At 63.6% G+C, this 21229-nt stretch carries 24 protein-coding genes and 1 tRNA gene; 20 read left to right on the top strand and 5 right to left on the bottom strand.

Translation table 11 applies throughout. The features are described from left to right. Positions 1-107: 107 nt before the first annotated feature. The 4 genes from N0B71_RS02135 to N0B71_RS02120 form a co-directional block, all read right to left on the bottom strand. On the bottom strand, positions 108-962 hold the full coding sequence (locus N0B71_RS02135; protein WP_259756954.1) for a nucleoside 2-deoxyribosyltransferase: 855 nt from the start codon (positions 960-962) through the stop codon (positions 108-110). A gap of 15 nt (positions 963-977) precedes the next feature. Continuing rightward, the gene (locus N0B71_RS02130) at positions 978-2150 is read right to left on the bottom strand and encodes a tyrosine-type recombinase/integrase (RefSeq protein ID WP_259756953.1); all 1173 of its coding nucleotides are present in this window, start codon (positions 2148-2150) and stop codon (positions 978-980) included. Further along, on the bottom strand, positions 2137-2586 hold the full coding sequence (locus tag N0B71_RS02125; RefSeq protein ID WP_259756952.1) for an Arm DNA-binding domain-containing protein: 450 nt from the start codon (positions 2584-2586) through the stop codon (positions 2137-2139). The genes N0B71_RS02130 and N0B71_RS02125 overlap by 14 nt, the downstream gene beginning before the upstream one ends. A gap of 163 nt (positions 2587-2749) precedes the next feature. Further along, positions 2750-2835 (bottom strand) — tRNA-Leu (locus tag N0B71_RS02120). A gap of 106 nt (positions 2836-2941) precedes the next feature. Here N0B71_RS02120 and queA point away from each other — a divergent pair. The 6 genes from queA to N0B71_RS02090 all read left to right on the top strand — a co-directional run bounded on the left by queA (position 2942) and on the right by N0B71_RS02090 (position 9038). Next, positions 2942-3985 carry a tRNA preQ1(34) S-adenosylmethionine ribosyltransferase-isomerase QueA gene (queA, locus tag N0B71_RS02115; protein ID WP_259756950.1) on the top strand — a complete coding sequence of 348 codons (1044 nt, stop codon included), beginning with the start codon at positions 2942-2944 and terminating at the stop codon, positions 3983-3985. A 12-nt stretch (positions 3986-3997) separates the two neighbouring features. Continuing rightward, a complete protein-coding gene (gene tgt, locus N0B71_RS02110; RefSeq protein WP_259759715.1) occupies positions 3998-5116 on the top strand; it encodes a tRNA guanosine(34) transglycosylase Tgt in 1119 nt (372 codons plus the stop codon). A 30-nt stretch (positions 5117-5146) separates the two neighbouring features. Next, a complete protein-coding gene (yajC, locus tag N0B71_RS02105; RefSeq protein WP_259756948.1) occupies positions 5147-5488 on the top strand; it encodes a preprotein translocase subunit YajC in 342 nt (113 codons plus the stop codon). 64 nt (positions 5489-5552) lie between these two features. Further along, on the top strand, positions 5553-7415 hold the full coding sequence (gene secD / locus N0B71_RS02100) for a protein translocase subunit SecD (protein ID WP_259756946.1): 1863 nt from the start codon (positions 5553-5555) through the stop codon (positions 7413-7415). A 10-nt stretch (positions 7416-7425) separates the two neighbouring features. After that, the gene (secF, locus tag N0B71_RS02095) at positions 7426-8343 is read left to right on the top strand and encodes a protein translocase subunit SecF (protein WP_259756945.1); all 918 of its coding nucleotides are present in this window, start codon (positions 7426-7428) and stop codon (positions 8341-8343) included. A gap of 158 nt (positions 8344-8501) precedes the next feature. Then, on the top strand, positions 8502-9038 hold the full coding sequence (locus tag N0B71_RS02090) for a glycine zipper 2TM domain-containing protein (protein ID WP_017522298.1): 537 nt from the start codon (positions 8502-8504) through the stop codon (positions 9036-9038). Positions 9039-9432: 394 nt separating this feature from the next. Here N0B71_RS02090 and suhB read toward each other — a convergent pair whose 3' ends face one another. Beyond that, on the bottom strand, positions 9433-10248 hold the full coding sequence (suhB, locus tag N0B71_RS02085; RefSeq protein WP_024762950.1) for a type III secretion system regulator SuhB: 816 nt from the start codon (positions 10246-10248) through the stop codon (positions 9433-9435). Between the two features lie 146 nt (positions 10249-10394). On the opposite strand from suhB, the gene trmJ reads away from it, so the two are divergent. From trmJ to N0B71_RS02015, 14 genes are all read left to right on the top strand, one after another. Further along, on the top strand, positions 10395-11174 hold the full coding sequence (trmJ, locus tag N0B71_RS02080) for a tRNA (cytosine(32)/uridine(32)-2'-O)-methyltransferase TrmJ (RefSeq protein ID WP_259756941.1): 780 nt from the start codon (positions 10395-10397) through the stop codon (positions 11172-11174). Next, a complete protein-coding gene (cysE, locus tag N0B71_RS02075) occupies positions 11167-11946 on the top strand; it encodes a serine O-acetyltransferase (RefSeq protein ID WP_259756939.1) in 780 nt (259 codons plus the stop codon). The genes trmJ and cysE overlap by 8 nt, the downstream gene beginning before the upstream one ends. Before the next feature lie 139 nt (positions 11947-12085). Then, on the top strand, positions 12086-12580 hold the full coding sequence (iscR, locus tag N0B71_RS02070; RefSeq protein WP_259756938.1) for a Fe-S cluster assembly transcriptional regulator IscR: 495 nt from the start codon (positions 12086-12088) through the stop codon (positions 12578-12580). Between the two features lie 28 nt (positions 12581-12608). Beyond that, on the top strand, positions 12609-13823 hold the full coding sequence (locus tag N0B71_RS02065) for an IscS subfamily cysteine desulfurase (protein WP_259756937.1): 1215 nt from the start codon (positions 12609-12611) through the stop codon (positions 13821-13823). A 27-nt stretch (positions 13824-13850) separates the two neighbouring features. Continuing rightward, the gene (gene iscU, locus N0B71_RS02060) at positions 13851-14237 is read left to right on the top strand and encodes a Fe-S cluster assembly scaffold IscU (RefSeq protein WP_015478505.1); all 387 of its coding nucleotides are present in this window, start codon (positions 13851-13853) and stop codon (positions 14235-14237) included. 26 nt (positions 14238-14263) lie between these two features. Next, the gene (gene iscA, locus N0B71_RS02055) at positions 14264-14587 is read left to right on the top strand and encodes an iron-sulfur cluster assembly protein IscA (RefSeq protein ID WP_207887490.1); all 324 of its coding nucleotides are present in this window, start codon (positions 14264-14266) and stop codon (positions 14585-14587) included. An 8-nt stretch (positions 14588-14595) separates the two neighbouring features. After that, the gene (gene hscB, locus N0B71_RS02050; protein ID WP_259756935.1) at positions 14596-15117 is read left to right on the top strand and encodes a co-chaperone HscB; all 522 of its coding nucleotides are present in this window, start codon (positions 14596-14598) and stop codon (positions 15115-15117) included. Between the two features lie 44 nt (positions 15118-15161). After that, complete coding sequence (gene hscA / locus N0B71_RS02045; RefSeq protein WP_259756934.1) at positions 15162-17021, top strand: Fe-S protein assembly chaperone HscA; 1860 nt, start codon at positions 15162-15164, stop codon at positions 17019-17021. A gap of 6 nt (positions 17022-17027) precedes the next feature. Beyond that, a complete protein-coding gene (fdx, locus tag N0B71_RS02040; RefSeq protein ID WP_017522289.1) occupies positions 17028-17366 on the top strand; it encodes an ISC system 2Fe-2S type ferredoxin in 339 nt (112 codons plus the stop codon). Between the two features lie 15 nt (positions 17367-17381). Next, the gene (iscX, locus tag N0B71_RS02035; RefSeq protein ID WP_017522288.1) at positions 17382-17582 is read left to right on the top strand and encodes a Fe-S cluster assembly protein IscX; all 201 of its coding nucleotides are present in this window, start codon (positions 17382-17384) and stop codon (positions 17580-17582) included. Between the two features lie 250 nt (positions 17583-17832). Then, a complete protein-coding gene (gene ndk / locus N0B71_RS02030; RefSeq protein ID WP_017522287.1) occupies positions 17833-18264 on the top strand; it encodes a nucleoside-diphosphate kinase in 432 nt (143 codons plus the stop codon). A gap of 27 nt (positions 18265-18291) precedes the next feature. Next, on the top strand, positions 18292-19440 hold the full coding sequence (gene rlmN, locus N0B71_RS02025) for a 23S rRNA (adenine(2503)-C(2))-methyltransferase RlmN (RefSeq protein ID WP_259756933.1): 1149 nt from the start codon (positions 18292-18294) through the stop codon (positions 19438-19440). Positions 19441-19456: 16 nt separating this feature from the next. Further along, positions 19457-20215, top strand: a complete 759-nt coding sequence (gene pilW, locus N0B71_RS02020) for a type IV pilus biogenesis/stability protein PilW (RefSeq protein WP_259756931.1) — start codon at positions 19457-19459, stop codon at positions 20213-20215. Further along, positions 20212-21228, top strand: coding sequence for a helix-turn-helix domain-containing protein (locus tag N0B71_RS02015; protein ID WP_259756929.1), 1017 nt, complete (start codon positions 20212-20214; stop codon positions 21226-21228). Before pilW ends, N0B71_RS02015 begins: the two co-directional genes overlap by 4 nt. The last annotated feature ends 1 nt before the right edge of the window (position 21229 follow it).

Here is a 21229-nt window from a genome sequence, read left to right as displayed (position 1 = left end):
GCTACGGATTAAATACATCATGGCTGAGAGGTTCGATCCAAGTTTCGCCTATCAAAAAGTTCCGGAAGTTTGGGTGCTCCTTCATTTTCCGGAAATTTTCGGTGGCCTTATTTTTCCACTTCGTCGAATGCAGGGCTGCAGGATTCCGCCTCCAATGCGGCGAGGGACTGTAGCTCTGAAAGATCATCCATCAGCCCCAGTGCGGTTGGAGCTACAGTTTTGCGGAGATTGCCCTCACCGAAATCGAGACGGGGCATGATCGCCGCAGCCATAACTCGATCTGGGATGTGTGCTCCGACTTCCTGAGCCCAGGCCTTCAGGTCTAGGTATGGCAGAACGCCAGAGCGCGCCCATCGTTGGAAGTTCGGGCGGTAGTACCTTCGCTCAGTTGACTGTCCTCGAGTCTTTCGCGTCTCCAGAAGCCATCTAGAGAAGCTTTCAATGAGCACGCTGTCTGGGAGGTTGAGGTTGACACCTGCGACCCCCAAGTGAGGGGTGGGGTTGAGGAATGTGCCGAGGGTTAACGGAGTATTCAGATCCAGGTTTTTTTCACTGTCTTGGCTGTTTGCCAACTCATTGAGCCCGTCAAACCATTTGCCTGGATTATCAAAACAGTCCTCCTGATTGCGCGCGTGCTCTCTGAGGTGTCGGAAGGTGAGTGCGTGAACTCCTTGTCGGCTCTCCCTCAGGAATTCTGCGATGCTGCGATCCCCGAAAAAACCGTCAATCCTTGCGACTGCGACGTCAACGCCCCGGATCATTTTGACGTCGCGCTCAAATGTGGCTGCAGCGTCCTTGGCCCAGCGTTTGTCGGCCTCATCCCTCAAGCGCAGCAGAGTGAACAAGTACTGCCGGATAGCTAGCTGCTCATACCACTTCAACGGGCCGAACGATTCTGCAGCTTGGTAATTCTCCATGCTGAACCATTCCGGCAGATCCTCCACCCGATCTATCTTTTCCATGTTCTCTCCTTGGCGTTAGGCCTTTTGCTCCAGGCTGTCCGCCCAGTCCTGCATCATCTCGCGGCGCTGCTCGAGGTAGGTTGCGTGGTTGTAAGTGTCACGCATCTCGTCCTTATCACCGTGCGCCAGCTGCTTTTCGATCCAGTCCCGGTTGTAGCCACGGCTGTTCAGTTCGGTGCTGAGCAGGTGCCGGAAGCCGTGACCGGTTTGCCGATCCTTGTACCCGGCTTCGCTCAGCGCCTTGTTGATGGTGTTCTCGCTCATCGGGCGCTTAGTGTTGTTCCTGCCGGCGAAGACCAACTCATATTCGCCGGTGACTTCGTGGAGCTCCTTGAGGATGGCGACGGCCTGGCGGGGGAGGGGGACGATGTGGGGGCGGCGAGCCTTCATCCGTTCCTTAGGAATCGTCCAGGTCGCCTTCTTCAGATCGAACTCGCTCCAGGGCGCCATGCGGAGTTCACCAGGTCGAACTGCTGTGAGCACCAGTAAGTTGATTGCGTGCTTGGTCAGCACGTTGATTCGTGCCTCCTCAATTCGCTGCAGTAGCTGGGGAAGCTCCTGGAATGAAACGTGGGGGTGATGCCGGAGCGCGGGGGCATGAGCAGCGACCACGTCCAGGTCTGTGGCTGGGTTCAGCTCGATCACTCCTTTGGCCAGTCCGTAGCGGAAGATCTGGCTAAGCCACTGACGCGACTTCTTGGCGACGTTGAATGCGCCGCGCGCCTCGATGCTTCGAACCAGCGCCACCAGCTCCGGCCGGGTGATTGCCTTGAATGGTTTTTTGCCCAGCGCTGGAATCAGGTCAGACTCGAGATAAGCCATGGTTTTGTCGGCGGTGGATTTAGCCCACCGCGGGCGACGGTACTCATGCCACTCGCGAGCAATTACCTCAAAGGTGAGGCTGTCGATAATCGCCGCCTCTCTCTGCGCCTTACGCTCCAGGGAAGGGTCTTTGCCTTCGGCCAGTTGCTGACGTGCGTCGTCGCGCTTCTTGCGAGCCTGCAGCAGGGTGACCGTCGGATAGGTGCCGAGCGCCAGCCCTTTCTCTGTTCCTCGTACCCGGTACTTGAACCGCCACAGCTTCGAACCGTTGGGATTGATCAGCAGGTAGAGGCCCTGGGCGTCGCTGAGCTTGTACGGCTTTTCCTTCGGCTTGGCTGCCTTGATGGCGCTATCAGTCAGAGGCATCGGAGCCTCCCATTGGGACGGCATGAAGGAAGGCGCGGATGGCTGCCGTCTGGGCTGGATTGAGATTGAGGATTTGCGCCGGGGTTTCGATGGTGAGAGCGCCATCGAGTGACATGACCAAGCGGAAGGCCTTCGCCCTTGCCCGCTGATTCTGTTGCTCAGCTTTCGCCTCTTTCCGCACTGCGCTCGGATCGATGCCGGCTTTCAGCATCGCGTGAGCTTCATCTCGAGCTTGGCGTGCCTGCTCCAGAGAGACAGCAGAGAAGGCGCCCAGGGAGAGCTTGTTTTCCTTGCCGCCGAACCGGTACTTGAGGCGCCACAGTTTCGAGCCGTGGGGGTTCACCTCCAGGAAGAGGCCGGCGCCGGCACTTACCTTGTAGGGGCGGTCTTTGGGCTGCAGGGCTGAGAGGCCCGAGTCGTCTAGGGTTGCGCTCATTCTGGGGGAATCGTCCGTGACCGAACTCAGATTCCCCCATATATGCCCCCAAATCGATGGGCTTACAAGGGTTTGGTTGGGAATCGCAGGCAACAAAAAACCGGCCAGAGGGCCGGTTCTTCGTGGGTTTCGGGACTTCTTGGGAAGTCCTGAAACAATGAGGTGGTGCCCCGGGAGAGACTCGAACTCTCACTCTGTCGCCAGAAACGGATTTTGAATCCGCCGCGTCTACCATTCCGCCACCGAGGCAATGGCGCGGCAGTATAGGGAGGCGCTCTGCGCCGGTCAATCGGCTCGCATGGTCAGAAATGGGCAATTCCAGTAAGATGTGCGCCCCTTCGAGATAGCTCTCCCCATGCGCGTCGCTGACTTTCATTTCGACCTGCCCGAGGCGCTGATCGCCCGCCACCCGCTCCCTGAGCGCCGTTCCAGCCGCCTTCTGGTGCTGGACGGCCCGAGCGGCGAGCTCAGCCATCGGCAATTCGCTGACATCCTCGGCTTCCTCAAGCCGGGTGACCTGATGGTGTTCAACAACACCCGGGTGATTCCTGCCCGCCTGTTCGGCCAGAAGGCCTCCGGCGGCAAGCTGGAAATCCTCGTGGAGCGCGTGCTGGACAGCCACCGCGTGCTGGCCCACGTGCGCTCCAGCAAATCGCCCAAGCCGGGATCGAAGATCCTCATCGACGGCGGCGGCGAGGCCGAGATGCTGCAGCGCCACGACGCGCTGTTCGAGCTGGGCTTCAGCGAAGAGGTGCTGCCGTTGCTGGAACGCGTCGGCCACATGCCGCTGCCGCCCTATATCGACCGCCCGGACGACGCCGCCGACCGCGAGCGCTACCAGACCGTCTACGCCGAGCGCGCCGGTGCCGTGGCCGCCCCGACCGCCGGCCTGCATTTCGACGAGGCGCTGCTGGAGTCGATCCGCGCCAAGGGCGTGGAGACCGCCTTCGTCACCCTGCACGTCGGCGCCGGCACCTTCCAGCCGGTGCGCGTGGAGCGCATCGAAGACCACCACATGCACAACGAATGGCTGGAAGTCAGCCAGGATGTGGTCGACGCCGTGGCCGCCTGCAAGGCGCGCGGCGGCCGGGTGGTGGCCGTCGGCACCACCAGCGTGCGCTCGCTGGAAAGCGCCGCCCGCGATGGCGTGCTCAAGCCGTTCAGCGGCGACACCGACATCTTCATCTACCCCGGGCGGCCGTTCCATGTGGTCGACGCCCTGGTGACCAATTTCCACCTGCCGGAATCCACCCTGCTGATGCTGGTCTCGGCCTTCGCCGGCTACCCCGAGACTATGGCCGCCTACGCGTCGGCAGTGGAGCAGGGCTACCGCTTCTTCAGCTACGGCGATGCCATGTTCATCACCCGCAACCCGGCACCGCGCGGCCCCGAGGACTGATCCATGAGCTTCATGACATTCGAACTGCTGGCCACCGAGGGCAAGGCCCGCCGCGGCCGCCTGACCTTCCCCCGCGGCGTGGTGGAAACCCCGGCGTTCATGCCGGTGGGCACCTACGGCACCGTGAAGGGCATGCTCCCGCACGACATCGAGGGCATCGGCGCGCAGATCATCCTCGGCAATACCTTCCACCTGTGGCTGCGTCCGGGCACCGAGGTGATCCAGAAGCACGGCGACCTGCATGACTTCATGCAGTGGAAGGGGCCGATCCTCACCGACTCGGGCGGCTTCCAGGTGTTCAGCCTGGGCGCGCTGCGCAAGATCAAGGAAGAGGGCGTGTACTTCGCCTCGCCTGTGGACGGCGCCAAGGTCTTCATGGGGCCGGAAGAGTCCATGGCCGTGCAGCGCGCGCTGGGCTCGGACATCGTGATGATCTTCGATGAATGCACCCCGTACCCGGCCGAGTTCGACGTGGCCAAGCGCTCCATGGAGCTCTCGCTGCGCTGGGCCAAACGCTCGAAAGTCGCCCACGGCGACAGCCCCTCGGCGCTCTTCGGCATCGTCCAGGGCGGCATGCACGAGGAACTGCGCATGCGCTCGCTCGACGGCCTGCAGGAGATCGGCTTCGACGGCCTGGCCATCGGCGGGCTTTCGGTGGGCGAGCCCAAGGAGGAAATGATCCGCGTGCTGGACTTCCTGCCCCAGCACATGCCGGCGGACAAACCTCGTTACCTGATGGGTGTGGGCAAACCCGAAGACCTCGTGGAAGGTGTGCGCCGGGGCGTCGACATGTTCGACTGCGTCATGCCCACCCGCAACGCGCGCAATGGCCACCTTTTCGTTGACACCGGGGTGATCAAGATTCGCAACGCGGTGCACAAACACGACGAGTCTCCGCTGGACCCGACCTGCGATTGCTACACCTGCAAGCACTTCTCCCGCGCCTACCTCTACCACCTGGACAAGTGCGGCGAAATGCTCGGCAGCATGCTCAATACCATCCACAACTTGCGGCATTATCAGCGGCTTATGGCTGGTTTGCGCGAGGCAATCCAACAGGGTACATTGGCGAACTTTGTCGACGCCTTCTATGCCAAGCGCGGCCTACCCGTGCCGCCGCTGGCGGACTGACCTTTCCAGCTTTTGAGACAGGAGTTTCCAATGAGTTTTCTGATCCCCGCTGCCTACGCTGACGCCGCAGCCCCCGCCGCTGCTGCCGGCCCGGCCGGCACCGGCTTCGAGTGGGTCTTCCTGGTCGGTTTCCTGGTCATCTTCTACCTGATGATCTGGCGTCCCCAGGCCAAGCGCTCCAAGGAGCACAAGAACCTGCTGTCCGGCCTGCAGAAGGGCGATGAAGTCGTCACCTCCGCCGGTATCGCCGGCAAGGTCACCAAGGTCGCCGAGGACTTCGTCGTCGTCGAGGTTTCCGACAACGTCGAGCTGAAGTTCCAGAAGGCCGCGATCGCCGCGACCCTGCCGAAAGGCACCCTGAAGGCGATCTGATCCACCCCATAGAAACCCAACCGACGGGGCGCAAGATGCGCCCCGCGTCATAACGGGCGGTGTCATGCTCAACAAGTATCCCCTGTGGAAGTATCTGCTGATCCTGGCGGTCCTGGCCGTCGGTTTCATCTATTCCGCACCCAACCTCTATCCGGACGATCCGGCCGTGCAGATCAGCGGCGCGAGCACCGCGCTGCAGGTTACCCAGGCCGACGTCGACAAGGCCAGCAAGGCGCTCGCCGATGCCGGGATCGCCGTCAAGGCGGGCTCGCTGGGCAAGAACAGCGGCCTGATCCGCCTGGTCAAGCAGGAAGACCAGCTGCCGGCCAAGGACATCGTCCGCCGCGCGCTGGGTGACGACTACGTCGTGGCCCTGAACCTCGCCCAGACCACCCCGAACTGGCTGCGCAACATCGCCGCCCACCCGATGAAGCTGGGCCTGGACCTGTCTGGTGGTGTGCACTTCCTGCTGGAAGTGGACATGGACAAGGCCGTGGACGCACGCCTGAAGGTCTACGAGAACGAGGTCAAGAGTGCCCTGCGCAAAGAGCGCGTGCGCTACCGCAGCCTGCCCGTGCAGGATGGCGGCATCCAGCTGGGCTTCAGCGAAGACGCCGACCTGGACAAGGCCAAGGCGATCGTCGCCAAGGACTTCCGCGATTTCGAAGCCACCCAGAGCGAGCGCAATGGCCTGCAGGTCCTGCGCCTGACCATGACCGCCACCAAGCTGGCTGAAATCCGCGAATACTCCATCAAGCAGAACCTCACCACCGTCCGCAACCGCGTGAACGAGCTGGGCGTGTCCGAACCGCTGGTACAGCGTCAGGGCGCCAACCGCATCGTCGTCGAGCTGCCGGGCGTGCAGGACACCGCCGAAGCCAAGCGCATCCTCGGCAAGACCGCCAACCTGGAGTTCCGCCTGGCCGCCGAGCCGGATGCGATCAAGTCCTCCACCGAGACCTTCGAGTTCCGCGAGCCGCGTCGACCGCCGGCGACCCTGGAGCGTGGCGTAATCATCACCGGTGACCAGGTCACCGACGCCAGCGCCAGCTTCGACGAGAACGGCCGCCCGCAGGTGAACATCCGCCTGGATGGCCACGGCGGCGAGCTGATGAACCGCGCGACCCGCAACAACGTCGGCCGCAGCATGGCGGTGGTGTTCATCGAGCAGAAGCCGGTTACCCGCTACACCAAGCAGGTCGTCGATGGCGTCGAGCAGGACGTCGCGGTGCCGGCGTTCAAGGAAGAGAAGCAGATCATCAGCCTGGCGACCATCCAGTCGCCGCTGGGCAACCAGTTCCGCATCACCGGCCTGGACGCTCCGGGCGAGTCCTCGGAACTGGCCCTGCTGCTGCGTGCCGGTGGCCTGGCCGCGCCGATGTACTTCGCCGAAGAACGCACCATCGGCCCGAGCCTGGGTGCGGACAACATCGCCAAGGGCATCGACGCCTCCCTGTGGGGCATGGTCTTCGTGTCCCTGTTCATCATCGTCATCTACCGCTTCTTCGGTGTGATCGCCACGGTGGCCCTGGGCTTCAACATGGTCATGCTGGTGGCGCTGATGTCGATTCTCGGCGCGACCCTGACCCTGCCGGGCATCGCGGGTATCGTGCTGACCATGGGCATGGCGGTGGACGCCAACGTGCTGATCTTCTCGCGGATACGCGAGGAACTGGCGGCAGGCATGTCGACACAGCGGGCAATCCACGAGGGCTTCAACCGTGCCTTCACCGCGATCATCGACGCCAACCTGACCTCGCTGCTGGTCGGCGGCATCCTCTACGCCATGGGCACCGGCCCGGTGAAGGGCTTCGCCGTGACCATGTCCCTGGGTATCCTTACCTCGATGTTCACTGCCATTCTGGTCACCCGCGCAATGGTGAACCTGATCTACGGCGGCCGCGACGTGAAGAAGCTGTGGATCTAAGGGGCCAGAGATGAATATCAAGATCGGTACTATCAACTTCATGGGCGTGCGCAACATTGCGTTCGCCGCCACCCTGATCCTCACCCTGATCGCTCTTGGCAGCTGGGTCTTCAAAGGCATCAACTTCGGCCTGGACTTCACTGGCGGTACGTCGATCAAGCTGACCTACGAGCAGCCGGCGGACCTGTCCAAGGTGCGCGAAGAACTCGTCGCCGCCGGCTACAGCGAAGCCGTGGTGCAGAGCTTCGGTGATACCCGCGACGTGCTGGTGCGCATGCCCAGCGAAGACCCGGAGCTGGGCAAGAAGGTCGCTGCCGCGCTGCAGAAGGCCGACGCGTCCAACCCGGCCAAGGTCAACGGCGTCGAGTACGTCGGCCCGCAGGTGGGTGAAGAGCTGCGCGACCAGGGCGGCCTCGGCATGCTCCTGGCGCTGGGCGGCATCCTGCTGTACGTGGGCTTCCGCTTCCAGTGGAAGTTCGCCCTGGGCGCGATCCTCTCGCTGATCCACGACGCCATCATCGTGATGGGCGTGCTGTCGTTCTTCCAGATCACCTTCGACCTGACCGTGCTCGCGGCGGTGCTGGCGGTGGTGGGCTACTCGCTCAACGACACCATCGTGATCTTCGACCGGGTGCGGGAGAACTTCCGCGTGTTGCGCAAGGCCAACCTGATCGAGAACATCAACATCTCGACCAGCCAGACCTTGCTGCGGACCATCGCCACCTCGGTGTCGACCCTGCTGGCGATTGCTGCCCTGCTGTTCTTCGGCGGCGATAACCTGTTCGGCTTCTCCATCGCCCTGTTCGTCGGTGTGATGGCGGGTACCTACTCGTCGATCTACATCGCCAACGTGGTGCTGATCTGGCTGAACCTGTCCAGCGAGGACCTGATTCCTCCGCCGAGCAAGGAAGTCGACGAGCGCCCGTGATAGAGCGCTTGCTGGCTGCAGAGAAAACTCCCGCTTCGGCGGGAGTTTTCATTTGTAGGGGTTATGTCACGAAACAGCCGGAACTTTCTGACAAAAAAGTTGCTCCAAGGCAAGGTAAAGGGCTAGGCCCGAATGAGAAGAAAGACCAGGAGAACCCTATGAACAAGTCGTTGCTAATCGGTACCGTGCTGGGCGCTGTAGGCGTGACTGCCGGTGGCGCCGTGGCTACCTACAGTCTGGTGGACCGCGCGCCGCAATACGCCGAGGTGCTCGCCGTTCAACCGGTCAAGGAAACCATCAAGAATCCGCGCCAGGTCTGCAAGGACGTGGCAGTGACGCACCAGCGCCCGGTCAAGGACACCCACCAGATCGCCGGTACGGCGATTGGCGCCATCGCCGGCGGCCTGCTGGGCAACCAGATCGGCGGCGGCAACGGCAAGAAGATCGCCACCGTGGCGGGCGCCATTGGCGGCGGCTACGCGGGCAACAAGGTGCAGGAAGGCATGCAGGAGCGTGACACCTACACCACCACCGAAACCCGCTGCAGCACCGTCAACGACACCAGCGAGAAGGTTGTCGGCTATGATGTGAAGTACCTGCTCGATGGCAAGGCCGGCCAGGTTCGCATGGACCGTGACCCGGGCTCGCAGATTCCGGTCGACAAGAGCGGCCGATTGATCCTGGGTCAGCAATAAGCAGTCGCCAGGTGTGGAACGAAAAGGGCGCCCGATGGGCGCCTTTTTCTTTTCGGCGCGGGGGCGAGTGTAGGAGCGGGCCATGCCCGCGATCCGGCAGGCAGGCCGGTATTCAGGCCGTCGCGCAGGGCGGCGCGCTGCGTTGCTTCTGCCTAAGCATCGCACCGGCGGCTGCCCTCTCCCCCCGCCCTCTCCCTGAAGGGAGAGGGAGCTGCACGTGCCGGCTGGCGTCACGGATTCCTCCTGCACCGATCAGTCCCCTCTCCCTTCAGGGAGAGGGTTAGGGAGAGGGAAATACACGCACGGATTTTCAGATGAAGACAGTTGCTCCTGCAGGGGCATATCACAGGCACAAAAAAGCCCGGCATTGCCGGGCTTTTTCATCCGCTCGGGCTCAGCGCTTGAGCGACGCCGGCAGGTGCGGCTGGATGCTGGTCAGCAGTGCCTTGAAGCACTTGGTGTTGCCGGCCACGATCTGGCCTTTTTCGAGGAATTCGTGACCGCCGGTGAAGTCGCTCACCAGGCCGCCTGCTTCCTGGATCAGCAGGGCGCCGGCAGCCATGTCCCACTCGGACAGGCCGAACTCCCAGAAGGCGTCGTAACGGCCGGCGGCGACGTAGGCCAGGTCCAGGCTGGCGGCGCCGGCGCGGCGGATGCCGGCGGTCTGGCCGACCAGGCTGCGGAACATGCCCAGGTAGGCGTCCAGGTTGTCCATCTGGCTGTCGCGGAACGGGAAGCCGGTGCCCAGCAGGGCGCCTTCCAGGCTCTTGCGGTTGCTCACGCGCAGGCGGCGGCCGTTCAGGGCGGCGCCACGGCCACGGCTGGCGGTGAATTCTTCCTGGCGGACCGGGTCGAGGACTACGGCATGCTCCAGGCGGCCGCGGTATTTGCAGGCGATGCTGACGGCGTAGTGCGGAACGCCGTGGATGAAGTTGGTGGTGCCGTCCAGCGGATCGATGATCCACAGGTAGTCGGCGCCTTCGCCGCTGCCCTCGAGCATGCCGCCTTCTTCGCCCATGATCCCGTGGTTCGGGTAGGCCTTGCGCAGGGCGGTGACGATGGAGAGTTCGGCCGCGCGATCGACTTCGGTGACGTAGTCCTTGGCTTCTTTCTCGTTGACCGACAGGGTGTCCAGGCGTTCGATGGAGCGGAAGATCAGTTCACCGGCGCTGCGAGCGGCGCGCAGGGCGATATTCAGCATAGGCTGCATGGAGAGGTCACCTGGGTCGTTAAAGAAAGCCGGACATTCTAGCAGAAAGCGCCGGCGTTCATAGAGCGACCTGTCGCCTGCGTGGCGCAAGACCCACTGCTGCGGTAGGATTCCCTCCCTTTTTCGCTTTTGTGTGGAGTCGCGCGTTGCTCGACAAAATTCGCGTGGTGCTGGTCAACACCAGCCATCCCGGCAATATCGGCGGTACGGCCCGTGCGATGAAGAACATGGGCCTGTCGCGCCTGGTGCTGGTCGATCCGATGGATTTCCCCAGTGGCGAGGCTCGCGCCCGCGCCTCCGGCGCCGATGACATTCTCGATGCGGCCGTGGTCGTGCCCACCCTGGAAGATGCCCTGGCCGGTTGCAGCCTGGTGCTCGGCACCAGCGCGCGCGATCGCCGCATCCCCTGGCCGCTGCTCGACCCCCGCGAGTGCGCAACCACCAGCCTGGAGCATGTCCAGCAGGGTGGGGAGGTTGCGCTGGTGTTTGGTCGCGAATACGCCGGCCTGACCAACGAAGAGCTGCAGCGATGTCAGTTCCACGTGCACATCCCGGCCAATCCCGAGTTCAGCTCGCTGAACCTGGCGACCGCGGTGCAGGTGCTGGTCTACGAGGTGCGCATGGCCTGGCTGGCCGTTCAGGGGCAGCCGACCAAGCAGGAGAAGGTCGAGTCCACCGCGATGCTCAATAGTATCCCGGTAACGTCGGATGAGCTGGAGCGCTTCTATGCGCACCTGGAGTCGACCCTGGTGGATATCCAGTTCCTCGACCCGCAGAAGCCGCGCCACCTGATGTCGCGCCTGCGCCGTCTGTACGGTCGCGCCGGTGTCAGCAAGCTGGAGATGAATATCCTGCGGGGTATTCTCACCGAGACCCAGAAAGCTGCCCGCGGGGAGCTTTCCAAGCGGAGTGATGAAGATGTTTGAGCGTGTACGCGAAGATATCCAGAGCGTATTCCATCGAGACCCGGCGGCGCGCAACGCCTTCGAGGTGCTCACCTGCTACCCGGGCCTGCATGCCGTCTGGCTGCACCGCCTGGCTCATGGTCTGTGGCGTTCCGGCTGGAAGTGGCTGGCGCGCATGGTGTCGAACTTCGGTCGCTGGATGACCGGCATCGAGATTCATCCGGGCGCCAAGATCGGTCGCCGCTTCTTCATCGACCACGGCCTGGGCATCGTCATCGGCGAAACCGCCGAGATCGGCGACGACGTGACCCTTTATCAGGGCGTGACCCTGGGCGGCACCAGCTGGAACAAGGGCAAGCGCCACCCGACCCTGGCCGACGGCGTGGTGGTGGGGGCGGGCGCCAAGGTGCTCGGCCCGTTCACCGTCGGTGCTGGCGCCAAGGTCGGGTCCAATGCCGTGGTCACCAAGGAGGTGCCGCCGGGGGCCACCGTGGTGGGGATTCCGGGCCGCATCATCGTCAAGGATGACGCGGATCAGGCCGCCAAGCGCCAGGCCATGGCAGAAAAACTCGGGTTCGATGCCTATGGTGTCAGCCAGGACATGCCCGACCCGGTGGCTCGCGCCATCGGCCAGTTGCTCGATCACCTGCAGGCCGTCGATGGCCGCCTCGAGGGCATGTGCAAAGCGCTGACAGCCCTGGGTAGCGACTACTGTGCGAAAGATCTTCCGGCTTTGCGGGAAGAGGACTTCGCCGGTGTGAAGGGCGAAGAGACCAGTCAGTCGGCGCAGTGATGCGCCGACAACGGTGGCCTGCTACAATATGCCGCCGTTCGCTGGCTAATTCCGACTAAAGTAATAGGTCTTATAGTTGACTTAAATAGTCGGAAAAGAGCATACTCCCGCCATACCAGCGATTCTTCCGGATTTTCCCATGCGATTGACCACCAAAGGCCGCTATGCCGTCACCGCCATGCTCGACCTGGCGTTGCACGCCCAGCGTGGCCCGGTTTCTCTCGCCGATATCTCCGAGCGCCAGGGTATTTCCCTGTCCTACCTGGAACAGCTGTTCGCCAAGTTGCGCCGTGGCAACCTGGTGGTCAGCGTGCGCGGTCCGGGCGGCGGTTACCAGCTGTCCCGCGATATGACCGGCATCCACGTCGCTCAGGTGATCGATGCCGTCAACGAGTCGGTCGACGCCACCCGCTGTCAGGGTCAGGGCGACTGCCACTCCGGCGATACCTGCCTGACCCACCATCTGTGGTGCGACCTCAGCCAGCAGATTCATGAGTTCCTCAGCGGCATCAGCCTGGCCGACCTGGTCGAGCGCCGCGAAGTTCAAGAGGTCGCCCAGCGCCAGGACGAGCGTCGCTGCTCGGGCAGCAAGCCGCCGCGCCTCGACAAGATTGAAGCGTCCGCCATCGATTGAGCGAACGCCCGCCTGTAGGAGTTACCTGATGAAATTGCCGATTTACCTCGACTACTCCGCCACCACCCCGGTGGATCCGCGTGTCGCTCAGAAAATGGCCGACTGCCTGCTGGTTGACGGCAATTTCGGCAACCCGGCCTCGCGCTCCCACGTCTTCGGCTGGAAGGCCGAGGAAGCGGCTGAGAACGCCCGTCGCCAGGTCGCCGAACTGGTCAATGCCGACCCCCGCGAGATCGTCTGGACGTCCGGTGCCACCGAGTCCGACAACCTCGCCATCAAGGGTGTCGCGCACTTCTACGCGACCAAGGGCAAGCACATCGTCACCTCGAAGATCGAGCACAAGGCGGTCCTGGATACCTGCCGCCAGCTGGAGCGCGAAGGTTTCGAAGTGACCTACCTGGAACCGACCCCCGAGGGCATCATCACCCCGGCGATGGTCGAGGCCGTGCTGCGTGACGACACCATCCTGGTCTCGGTCATGCACGTGAACAACGAAGTCGGCAGCATCAACGATATCGCCGCCATCGGCGAGCTGACCCGCTCCCGCGGCATCCTGCTGCACGTCGACGCCGCCCAGTCCGCTGGCAAGGTGGACATCGACCTGGAGAAACTCAAGGTCGACCTGATGTCCTTCTCCGCGCACAAGGTCTACGGCCCCAAAGGCATGGGCGCGCTGTACGTGCGCCGCAAGCCGCGTGTGCGCCTGGAAGCCCAGATGCACGGTGGCGGCCACGAGCGCGGCATGCGGTCGGGCACCCTGGCGACCCACCAGATCGTCGGCATGGGCGAAGCTTTCCGCATCGCCAAGGAAGAAATGCACCAGGAAATGGCCCGCATCGAAGGCCTGCGCAAGCGCTTCTTCGATCAGGTGCAGGACCTGGAAGAGCTGTACCTCAACGGCAGCCCGACTTCCTACGCGCCGAACATCCTCAACGTCAGCTTCAACTACGTCGAGGGCGAGTCGCTGATGATGTCGCTCAAGGACCTGGCCGTTTCGTCCGGTTCCGCCTGCACCTCGGCCTCGCTGGAGCCGTCCTACGTGCTCCGCGCCCTGGGTCGCAACGACGAACTGGCGCACAGCTCCATCCGTTTCAGCTTCGGCCGCTTCACCACGGAAGAAGAGGTCGATTACGCCGCCAAGAAGGTGGTGGAAGCCGTTTCCAAGCTGCGTGAACTCTCGCCGCTGTGGGATATGTTCAAAGAGGGTGTCGACCTGTCCAAGGTCGAATGGCAGGCCCACTGACCCGCCCCATAGAAGTGAGGATTAGCCATGGCTTACAGTGACAAGGTCATCGACCACTACGAAAACCCGCGCAACGTCGGCAAGCTCAACGCCGAAGATCCGGACGTCGGCACCGGCATGGTCGGTGCGCCGGCCTGCGGCGACGTGATGCGCCTGCAGATCAAGGTCAACGAGCAGGGCGTCATCGAAGACGCCAAGTTCAAGACCTACGGCTGCGGTTCGGCCATCGCCTCCAGCTCCCTCGCCACCGAGTGGATGAAGGGCAAGACCCTGGACGAAGCCGAATCCATCAAGAACACCACCATCGCCGAAGAGCTGGCCCTGCCGCCGGTGAAGATCCACTGCTCGGTGCTCGCCGAGGACGCCATCAAGGCGGCCGTGCGCGACTACAAGCAGAAGAAAGGTCTGCTCTGAAGCGATTCGCAAGTTAAGGAGTTCCCATGGCCATCAGCATGACCGAAGCCGCCGCCAATCACGTTCGCCGCTCCCTTGAAGGGCGCGGCAAGGGCGAGGGCATTCGTCTTGGCGTGCGTACCACCGGGTGTTCCGGGCTGGCCTACGTGCTGGAGTTCGTCGACGAACTGGCAGCCGAGGACCAGGTCTTCGAGAGCCACGGCGTGAAGGTCATCATCGACCCGAAAAGCCTGGTCTACCTCGACGGCACCGAGTTGGACTTCACCAAGGAAGGCCTCAACGAGGGCTTCAAGTTCAACAACCCGAACGTACGCGGTGAGTGTGGCTGCGGCGAAAGCTTCAACGTCTGAGGCCGGGTGTGGGTAGTCCCTGTCACTTCGCGCTGTTCGACCTGCAGCCGGGCTTCCGGATCGACCTGGAAGCCCTGGGCAACCGCTACCGTGAGCTGGTGCGCAGCGTCCATCCGGACCGTTTCGCCGATGCTTCCGAGCGCGAGCAGCGACTGGCGCAGTCCAAGGCCGCCGAGCTCAACGATGCCTACCAGACGCTGAAGAGTGCTCCGCGTCGTGCCCTGTACCTGTTGGCCCTGCGCGGCGATGCGTTGCCGCTGGAAGCCACGGTGCAGGACCCGGAGTTCCTTCTGCAGCAGATGCAGCTGCGCGAGGATCTGGAAGACCTTCAGGACAGCGCCGATCTCGATGGCGTGGCGCAGTTCAAGCGTCAGCTGAAGTCCGCCCAGCAACAGCTGGAAGCGGACTTCGCCGATTGCTGGGATGACGCCGCCCGCCGCGACCTGGCTGAACGCCTGGTGCGGCGCATGCAGTTCCTCGACAAGCTGGCGCAGGAAGTGCGTCAACTCGAAGAGCGACTCGACGATTAATCCGCGCGGCTCGCGCCGCGCCCGATAGCCTGATTAGAAACCGCATGGCCCTACTGCAGATCGCCGAGCCCGGACAAAGCCCCCAGCCACACCAGCGTCGCCTGGCCGTGGGGATTGACCTGGGCACCACGAATTCCCTGGTCGCTGCCGTGCGCAGCGGCGTTGCAGCCCCGTTGCCGGATGATCGCGGCGCCGTGATCCTGCCCTCGGCGGTGCGCTATCTCGCCGACCGCATCGAAGTGGGCGAAAGCGTGCGCGCCAATGCGTCGCAAGACCCGCTGAACTCCATCATCTCGGTCAAGCGCTTCATGGGGCGCGGCCTGGAAGATGTGAAGCAGCTGGGCGGCCAATTGCCGTATCGCTTCACCCAGGGCGAATCGCACATGCCCTTCATCGAGACCGTCCAGGGCGCCAAGAGCCCGGTGGAAGTCTCGGCTGAAATCCTCCGTGTCCTCCGTCAGCGCGCCGAATCCACCCTGGGTGGCGAGCTGGTGGGCGCGGTCATTACCGTTCCTGCCTATTTCGACGACGCCCAGCGCCAGGCCACCAAGGACGCCGCGCGTCTGGCCGGCCTGCACGTGCTGCGCCTGCTCAACGAGCCGACTGCCGCGGCCGTCGCCTATGGCCTGGACAAGAATGCCGAAGGCCTGGTCGCCATCTATGACCTGGGCGGCGGTACCTTCGATATTTCGATCCTGCGCCTGACCCGTGGCGTCTTCGAAGTCCTCGCCACCGGTGGCGATACCGCCCTGGGCGGCGATGATTTCGACCATGCCATCGCTGGCTGGATCATCGAGCAGGCCGGCATTTCGCCCGACCTCGATCCGGGCGCCCAGCGTCGCCTGCTGCAGACCGCCTGCGCGGCCAAGGAAGCCCTGACCGACAGCGCCAGCGCAACCGTTGCCTACGAAGGCTGGTCCGGCGAGCTGACCCGCGCGCAACTGGAGTCGCTGATCGACCCGCTGATCCAGCGCAGCCTCAAGGCCTGTCGCCGGGCCGTGCGTGATTCGGGCGTCGAGCTGGAAGAAGTCAGCGCCGTGGTCATGGTCGGTGGTTCCACCCGCGTGCCGCGCGTGCGCGAGCTGGTGGGCGAGCTGTTCGGCCGCGAGCCGCTGACCGATATCGACCCGGACCAGGTCGTCGCCATTGGCGCCGCCATCCAGGCCGATGCCCTGGCTGGCAACAAGCGCGGCGAAGAGCTGCTGCTGCTGGACGTGATTCCCCTGTCGCTCGGCCTGGAAACCATGGGCGGGCTGATGGAGAAGGTGATTCCGCGCAACACCACCATCCCGGTGGCGCGTGCCCAGGAGTTCACCACCTACAAGGATGGCCAGACGGCCATGATGATCCACGTGCTGCAAGGCGAGCGTGAGCTGGTCAAGGACTGCCGGTCCCTGGCGCGCTTCGAGCTGCGCGGCATTCCGCCGATGGTTGCCGGTGCGGCGAAGATCCGCGTCAGCTTCCAGGTCGATGCCGACGGCCTGCTGGGCGTGTCCGCCCGCGAGTTGTCCTCCGGCGTCGAGGCGAGCATCCAGGTCAAGCCGTCTTACGGCCTGACCGATGGCGAAATCGCCCGCATGCTGCAGGATTCCTTCCAGTATGCCGGCGACGACATGGCCGCCCGCGCCCTGCGCGAGCAGCAGGTCGAGGCTCAGCGCCTGCTGGAGGCCGTGCAGTCCGCGCTGGACGCCGACGGCGAGCGCCTGCTCGACGCCGATGAGCGCCTGGTCATCGATGCCGGGATGGACTCGCTGCGCGAGCTGGCCACCGGCAGCGACGCCGCTGCCATCGAACACCAGATCAAGCGTCTGTCCCAGCTGACCGACGCCTTTGCCGCGCGCCGTATGGACGCTACCGTCAAAGCCGCATTGGCCGGTCGCCGGCTCAACGAAATCGAGGAATAAGCGAAGATGCCGCAGATTGTCTTTCTGCCCCACGCCGAACACTGCCCCGAAGGTGCGGTGATCGAAGCCCAGCCGGGCGAAACCATCATGAAGGCAGCGCTGCGCAATGGCATCGAGATCGAGCACGCCTGCGAGATGTCCTGTGCCTGCACCACCTGCCACGTGATCGTGCGCGAGGGCTTCAATTCGATGGAGGCCTCCGACGAGCTGGAAGATGACATGCTCGACAAGGCCTGGGGTCTGGAGCCGGATTCGCGCCTGTCCTGCCAGGCTGTGGTCGGCGAGACCGATCTGGTGGTGGAAATCCCGAAATACACCATCAACCAGGTGTCCGAAGGTCACTAAAGGCGGAGCGTCCACATGAGTCTGAAATGGGTTGATGTGCTCGAAATCGCCATCCAGCTGGCCGAGTCCAAGCCGGACGTCGATCCGCGCTACGTGAATTTCGTCGATCTGCACCGCTGGGTGCTGGCATTGCCGGAGTTCAGCGACGATCCTTCCCGCGGTGGGGAAAAGGTCCTGGAAGCCATCCAGGCCGCCTGGATCGAAGAAGCCGACTGAGGGTGCGGCTCGCCAGAGCCGCGTACCCATTTGTCATGAACCCGCGTATAATTCGCGGGTTTTATCTTTAGGTGAGCTGTCGAAAATTTCCCAGAGGGAATTTTCCAGCCGCCGGCCCTGTCGCAGTCGGGCCGGTTTCGCGGCTGCCGCCCCACGGGCGTGGCGCGCGACGAACCCTAGAATCGCAGGAGCTCCTGGCCACGCCAGGGGCTTCTTGGCATTACCAACCTTGCTTTTCGGAGTTATTTCCATGGCCCTGCAACGTACCTTCTCCATCATCAAGCCCGACGCCGTTTCCAAGAACGTCATCGGCGAAATCCTGACCCGCTTCGAGAAAGCCGGCCTGCGCGTTGTCGCTTCCAAGATGGTTCAGCTGTCCGAGCGCGAAGCTGGCGGCTTCTACGCCGAGCACAAAGAGCGTCCCTTCTTCAAGGACCTGGTTGCCTTCATGACCTCCGGCCCGGTCGTCGTTCAGGTTCTGGAAGGCGAAGACGCCATCCTGCGCAACCGTGAGCTGATGGGCGCCACCGATCCGAAGAAAGCCGACGCCGGCACCATCCGCGCCGACTTCGCCGTTTCCATCGACGAGAACGCCGTACACGGTTCCGACTCGGAAGCTTCCGCTGCTCGCGAAATCGCTTACTTCTTCTCCAGCACCGAGGTGTGCGAGCGCATTCGCTGATCCAGGCGAATGAGCGAGGGTGAATCCATGACTGATACCGCTGTAAAGGCCAACCTGCTGGGCATGACCAAGCCCCAGCTCGAGGAATTCTTCGAGTCCATCGGTGAAAAGCGCTTCCGCGCCGGCCAGGTGATGCAATGGATTCACCACTTTGGCGCCCTGGAATTCAGCGCCATGACGAACGTCGGCAAGGCCTTGCGCGAAAAGCTCGAGGCCGTTGCCGAAATTCGTCCCCCGGAGATCGTCAGCCAGGACATTTCCGCTGACGGTACCCGCAAGTGGGTGGTGCGCGTGGCCTCGGGCAGTTGCGTCGAGACCGTGTACATCCCGCAAGGCGGCCGCGGCACCCTGTGCGTGTCGTCCCAGGCCGGTTGCGCGCTGGACTGCAGCTTCTGCTCCACCGGCAAGCAAGGCTTCAACAGCGACCTGACTTCCGCCGAGATCATCGGCCAGGTCTGGATCGCCAACCAATCGTTCGGGACCATCCCGGGCAAGATCGACCGTGCCATCACCAACGTGGTGATGATGGGCATGGGCGAGCCGCTGCTGAACTTCGACAACGTCGTGAGCGCCATGAGCATCATGATGGAAGACCTCGGCTACGGTATTTCCAAGCGCAAGGTGACCCTGTCCACCTCCGGCGTGGTGCCGATGATCGACAAGCTCGCCGAGGTGACCGACGTGTCCCTGGCCCTGTCGCTGCACGCCCCCAACGACGAACTGCGCAACAAGCTGGTACCGATCAACAAGAAGTACCCGCTCGAAATGCTCCTCGACTCCTGCTACCGCTACATCACGCGCCTGGGCAAGGAGCGCGTGCTGACCGTGGAGTACACCCTGCTGGCCGGCGTCAACGACCAGCCCGAGCATGCTGAGCAGCTGATCGCACTGCTCAAGGATTTCCCTTGCAAGATCAACCTGATTCCGTTTAATCCGTTCCCGCATTCGGGCTACGAGCGGCCGAGCAACAACGCCATCCGCCGTTTCCAGGACATGCTGCACAAGAGCGGCTTCAACGTGACCGTTCGCACCACCCGCGGCGACGACATCGACGCCGCCTGTGGCCAGTTGGTGGGCCAGGTGATGGACCGCACCCGCCGCAGCGAACGCTATATCGCCGTACGACAGCTGGCCGCGGATGCCGAACAGGCTCCGACCAACGCCAATCGAAACTGAACGAGGGAGGATTCCGATGACCCTGCGCGCCGCGCTGTGCTTACTGTTGGCAACCGTGCTGACGGGTTGCGTGACGACTGGTAAACAGGATCCTCTGAAAACCGAGAAGGGCCGCGACGAGGCCCGGGACGCGTACATCCAGCTCGGTATCGGCTACCTGCAGATGGGCAATACCGAACAGGCCAAGGTGCCGCTGCGCCAGGCGCTGGACATCGATTCCTCCAGCGCCGACGCCCACGCCGCGCTGGCCGTGGTCTACCAGGTGGAGAAAGAGCCCAAGCTGGCCGAGAGCGAGTTCCGCAAGGCGCTGTCCTCGCGCTCGGGCGATGCGCGCATCCTCAACAACTACGCAGGTTTCCTGTTCGAGCAGAAGCGCTACCAGGAAGCCTACGACACCTACATGAAGGCCACCGAGGACGGGCTCTATTCCGAGCGCTCGCGCATCTTCGAGAACCTCGGCCTGGTCAGCCTGAAACTCAACAATCGCGCACAAGCCAAGGAATTCTTCGAAAAGGCCATCCGCCTGAATCGCAATTCCACGGGCGCTCTGCTCGAATTGGCCGACCTGAACTACCAGGACCGCGAGTACGTACCCGCTCGCGCGTTCTACGAGGAATACCTCAAGCGGGGCCCGCAGACCGCGCGCAGCCTGCTGCTGGGGATTCGACTGGCAAAGATCTACGACGACCGGGATACCGCTGCCAGCTACGGGCTGCAACTCAAGCGCCTGTATCCCGCTTCTCCTGAATACCAGGCATACCAGGCGGATAAATGATGAATACGTCGCAGGCCGATGTCATCGGCACGACCCGCGCCAACCCTGGCGAAGCACTGCGCCAGGCGCGCGAGAACAAGGGCTGGAGCACCGCGCAGGTCGCGGGCCAGCTGAACCTGACCGAGAGCGCCCTGCGCCAGCTCGAACAGGGCTCTTTCGACCAGTTGCCGGGTCACACCTTCGCGCGCGGCTACGTGCGCGCCTACGCCAAGCTGCTGGGCATGGACCAGGCCCAGATGGTCCAGGCCTTCGACCAGTACACCGGCACCGATGCCACCGGCAGCAGCGTGCACAGCCTCGGCCGCGTCGTCGAGCCGGTGCGCCTGTCGCGCAACCTGCTGCGCCTGTTCAGCCTGGCCCTGCTGGCCGTGCTGATCGCCTTCGGCTACTTCTGGTGGCAGGAACGCTCCGCGCGCCCGGCCGAAACCGGCGCCCTGAACATGGAGCACGTCGAGGTCGAGAGCGCCGACGGCACCACCGAGATCCATACCCTCGACGAGCCGGAAGACCAGGCTGTCGCCGAGGATCAGGCCAATACGCCAGCGGTTCCGAGCGAACCGGCCGGCGATAACGGCAGCAACGAGGCGCCGGCCGAGGCCGCGCCGTCGACTCCCGCTGCCCCGGGCGCTCCGGCTGTCGCCGATAGCGCTCCGGCCCAGGCCCCGGCCGTGCCGGCGCAGCAACCGGCTGTTCAGCCCGCCGCTCCGACCGCACCGGTGGCCCCGGCCGCCTCGACCGAGGCACCTGCTGCGCCCGTGGTCGCCGCTGCCGGCCAAGGCGTGGTGAAGGTTCAATTCAGCGCCGACTGCTGGACCCAGGTGACCGATGCCGATGGCAAGGTCGTCCTCGAGGGCCTCAAGCGCAAGGGTGATTCGCTGGAAGTCGCCGCCAAGGCGCCGGTTCAGCTGCGTCTGGGCTTCGCCCAGGGCGCCCAGGTCAGCTACAACGGCCAGCCGGTCGAAGTCACGCCGGCGCGCGGCGGCACCGCTCGCCTGAAGTTGGGTGGACAGTAAG

Origin of the sequence: Pseudomonas sp. GCEP-101 (assembly GCF_025133575.1) — a bacterium.
GTDB classification, from domain to species: domain Bacteria; phylum Pseudomonadota; class Gammaproteobacteria; order Pseudomonadales; family Pseudomonadaceae; genus Pseudomonas; species Pseudomonas nitroreducens_B.
The sequence above is the reverse complement of the archived record's forward strand: the minus strand, read 5'-3'. Positions and strand labels throughout refer to the sequence as shown.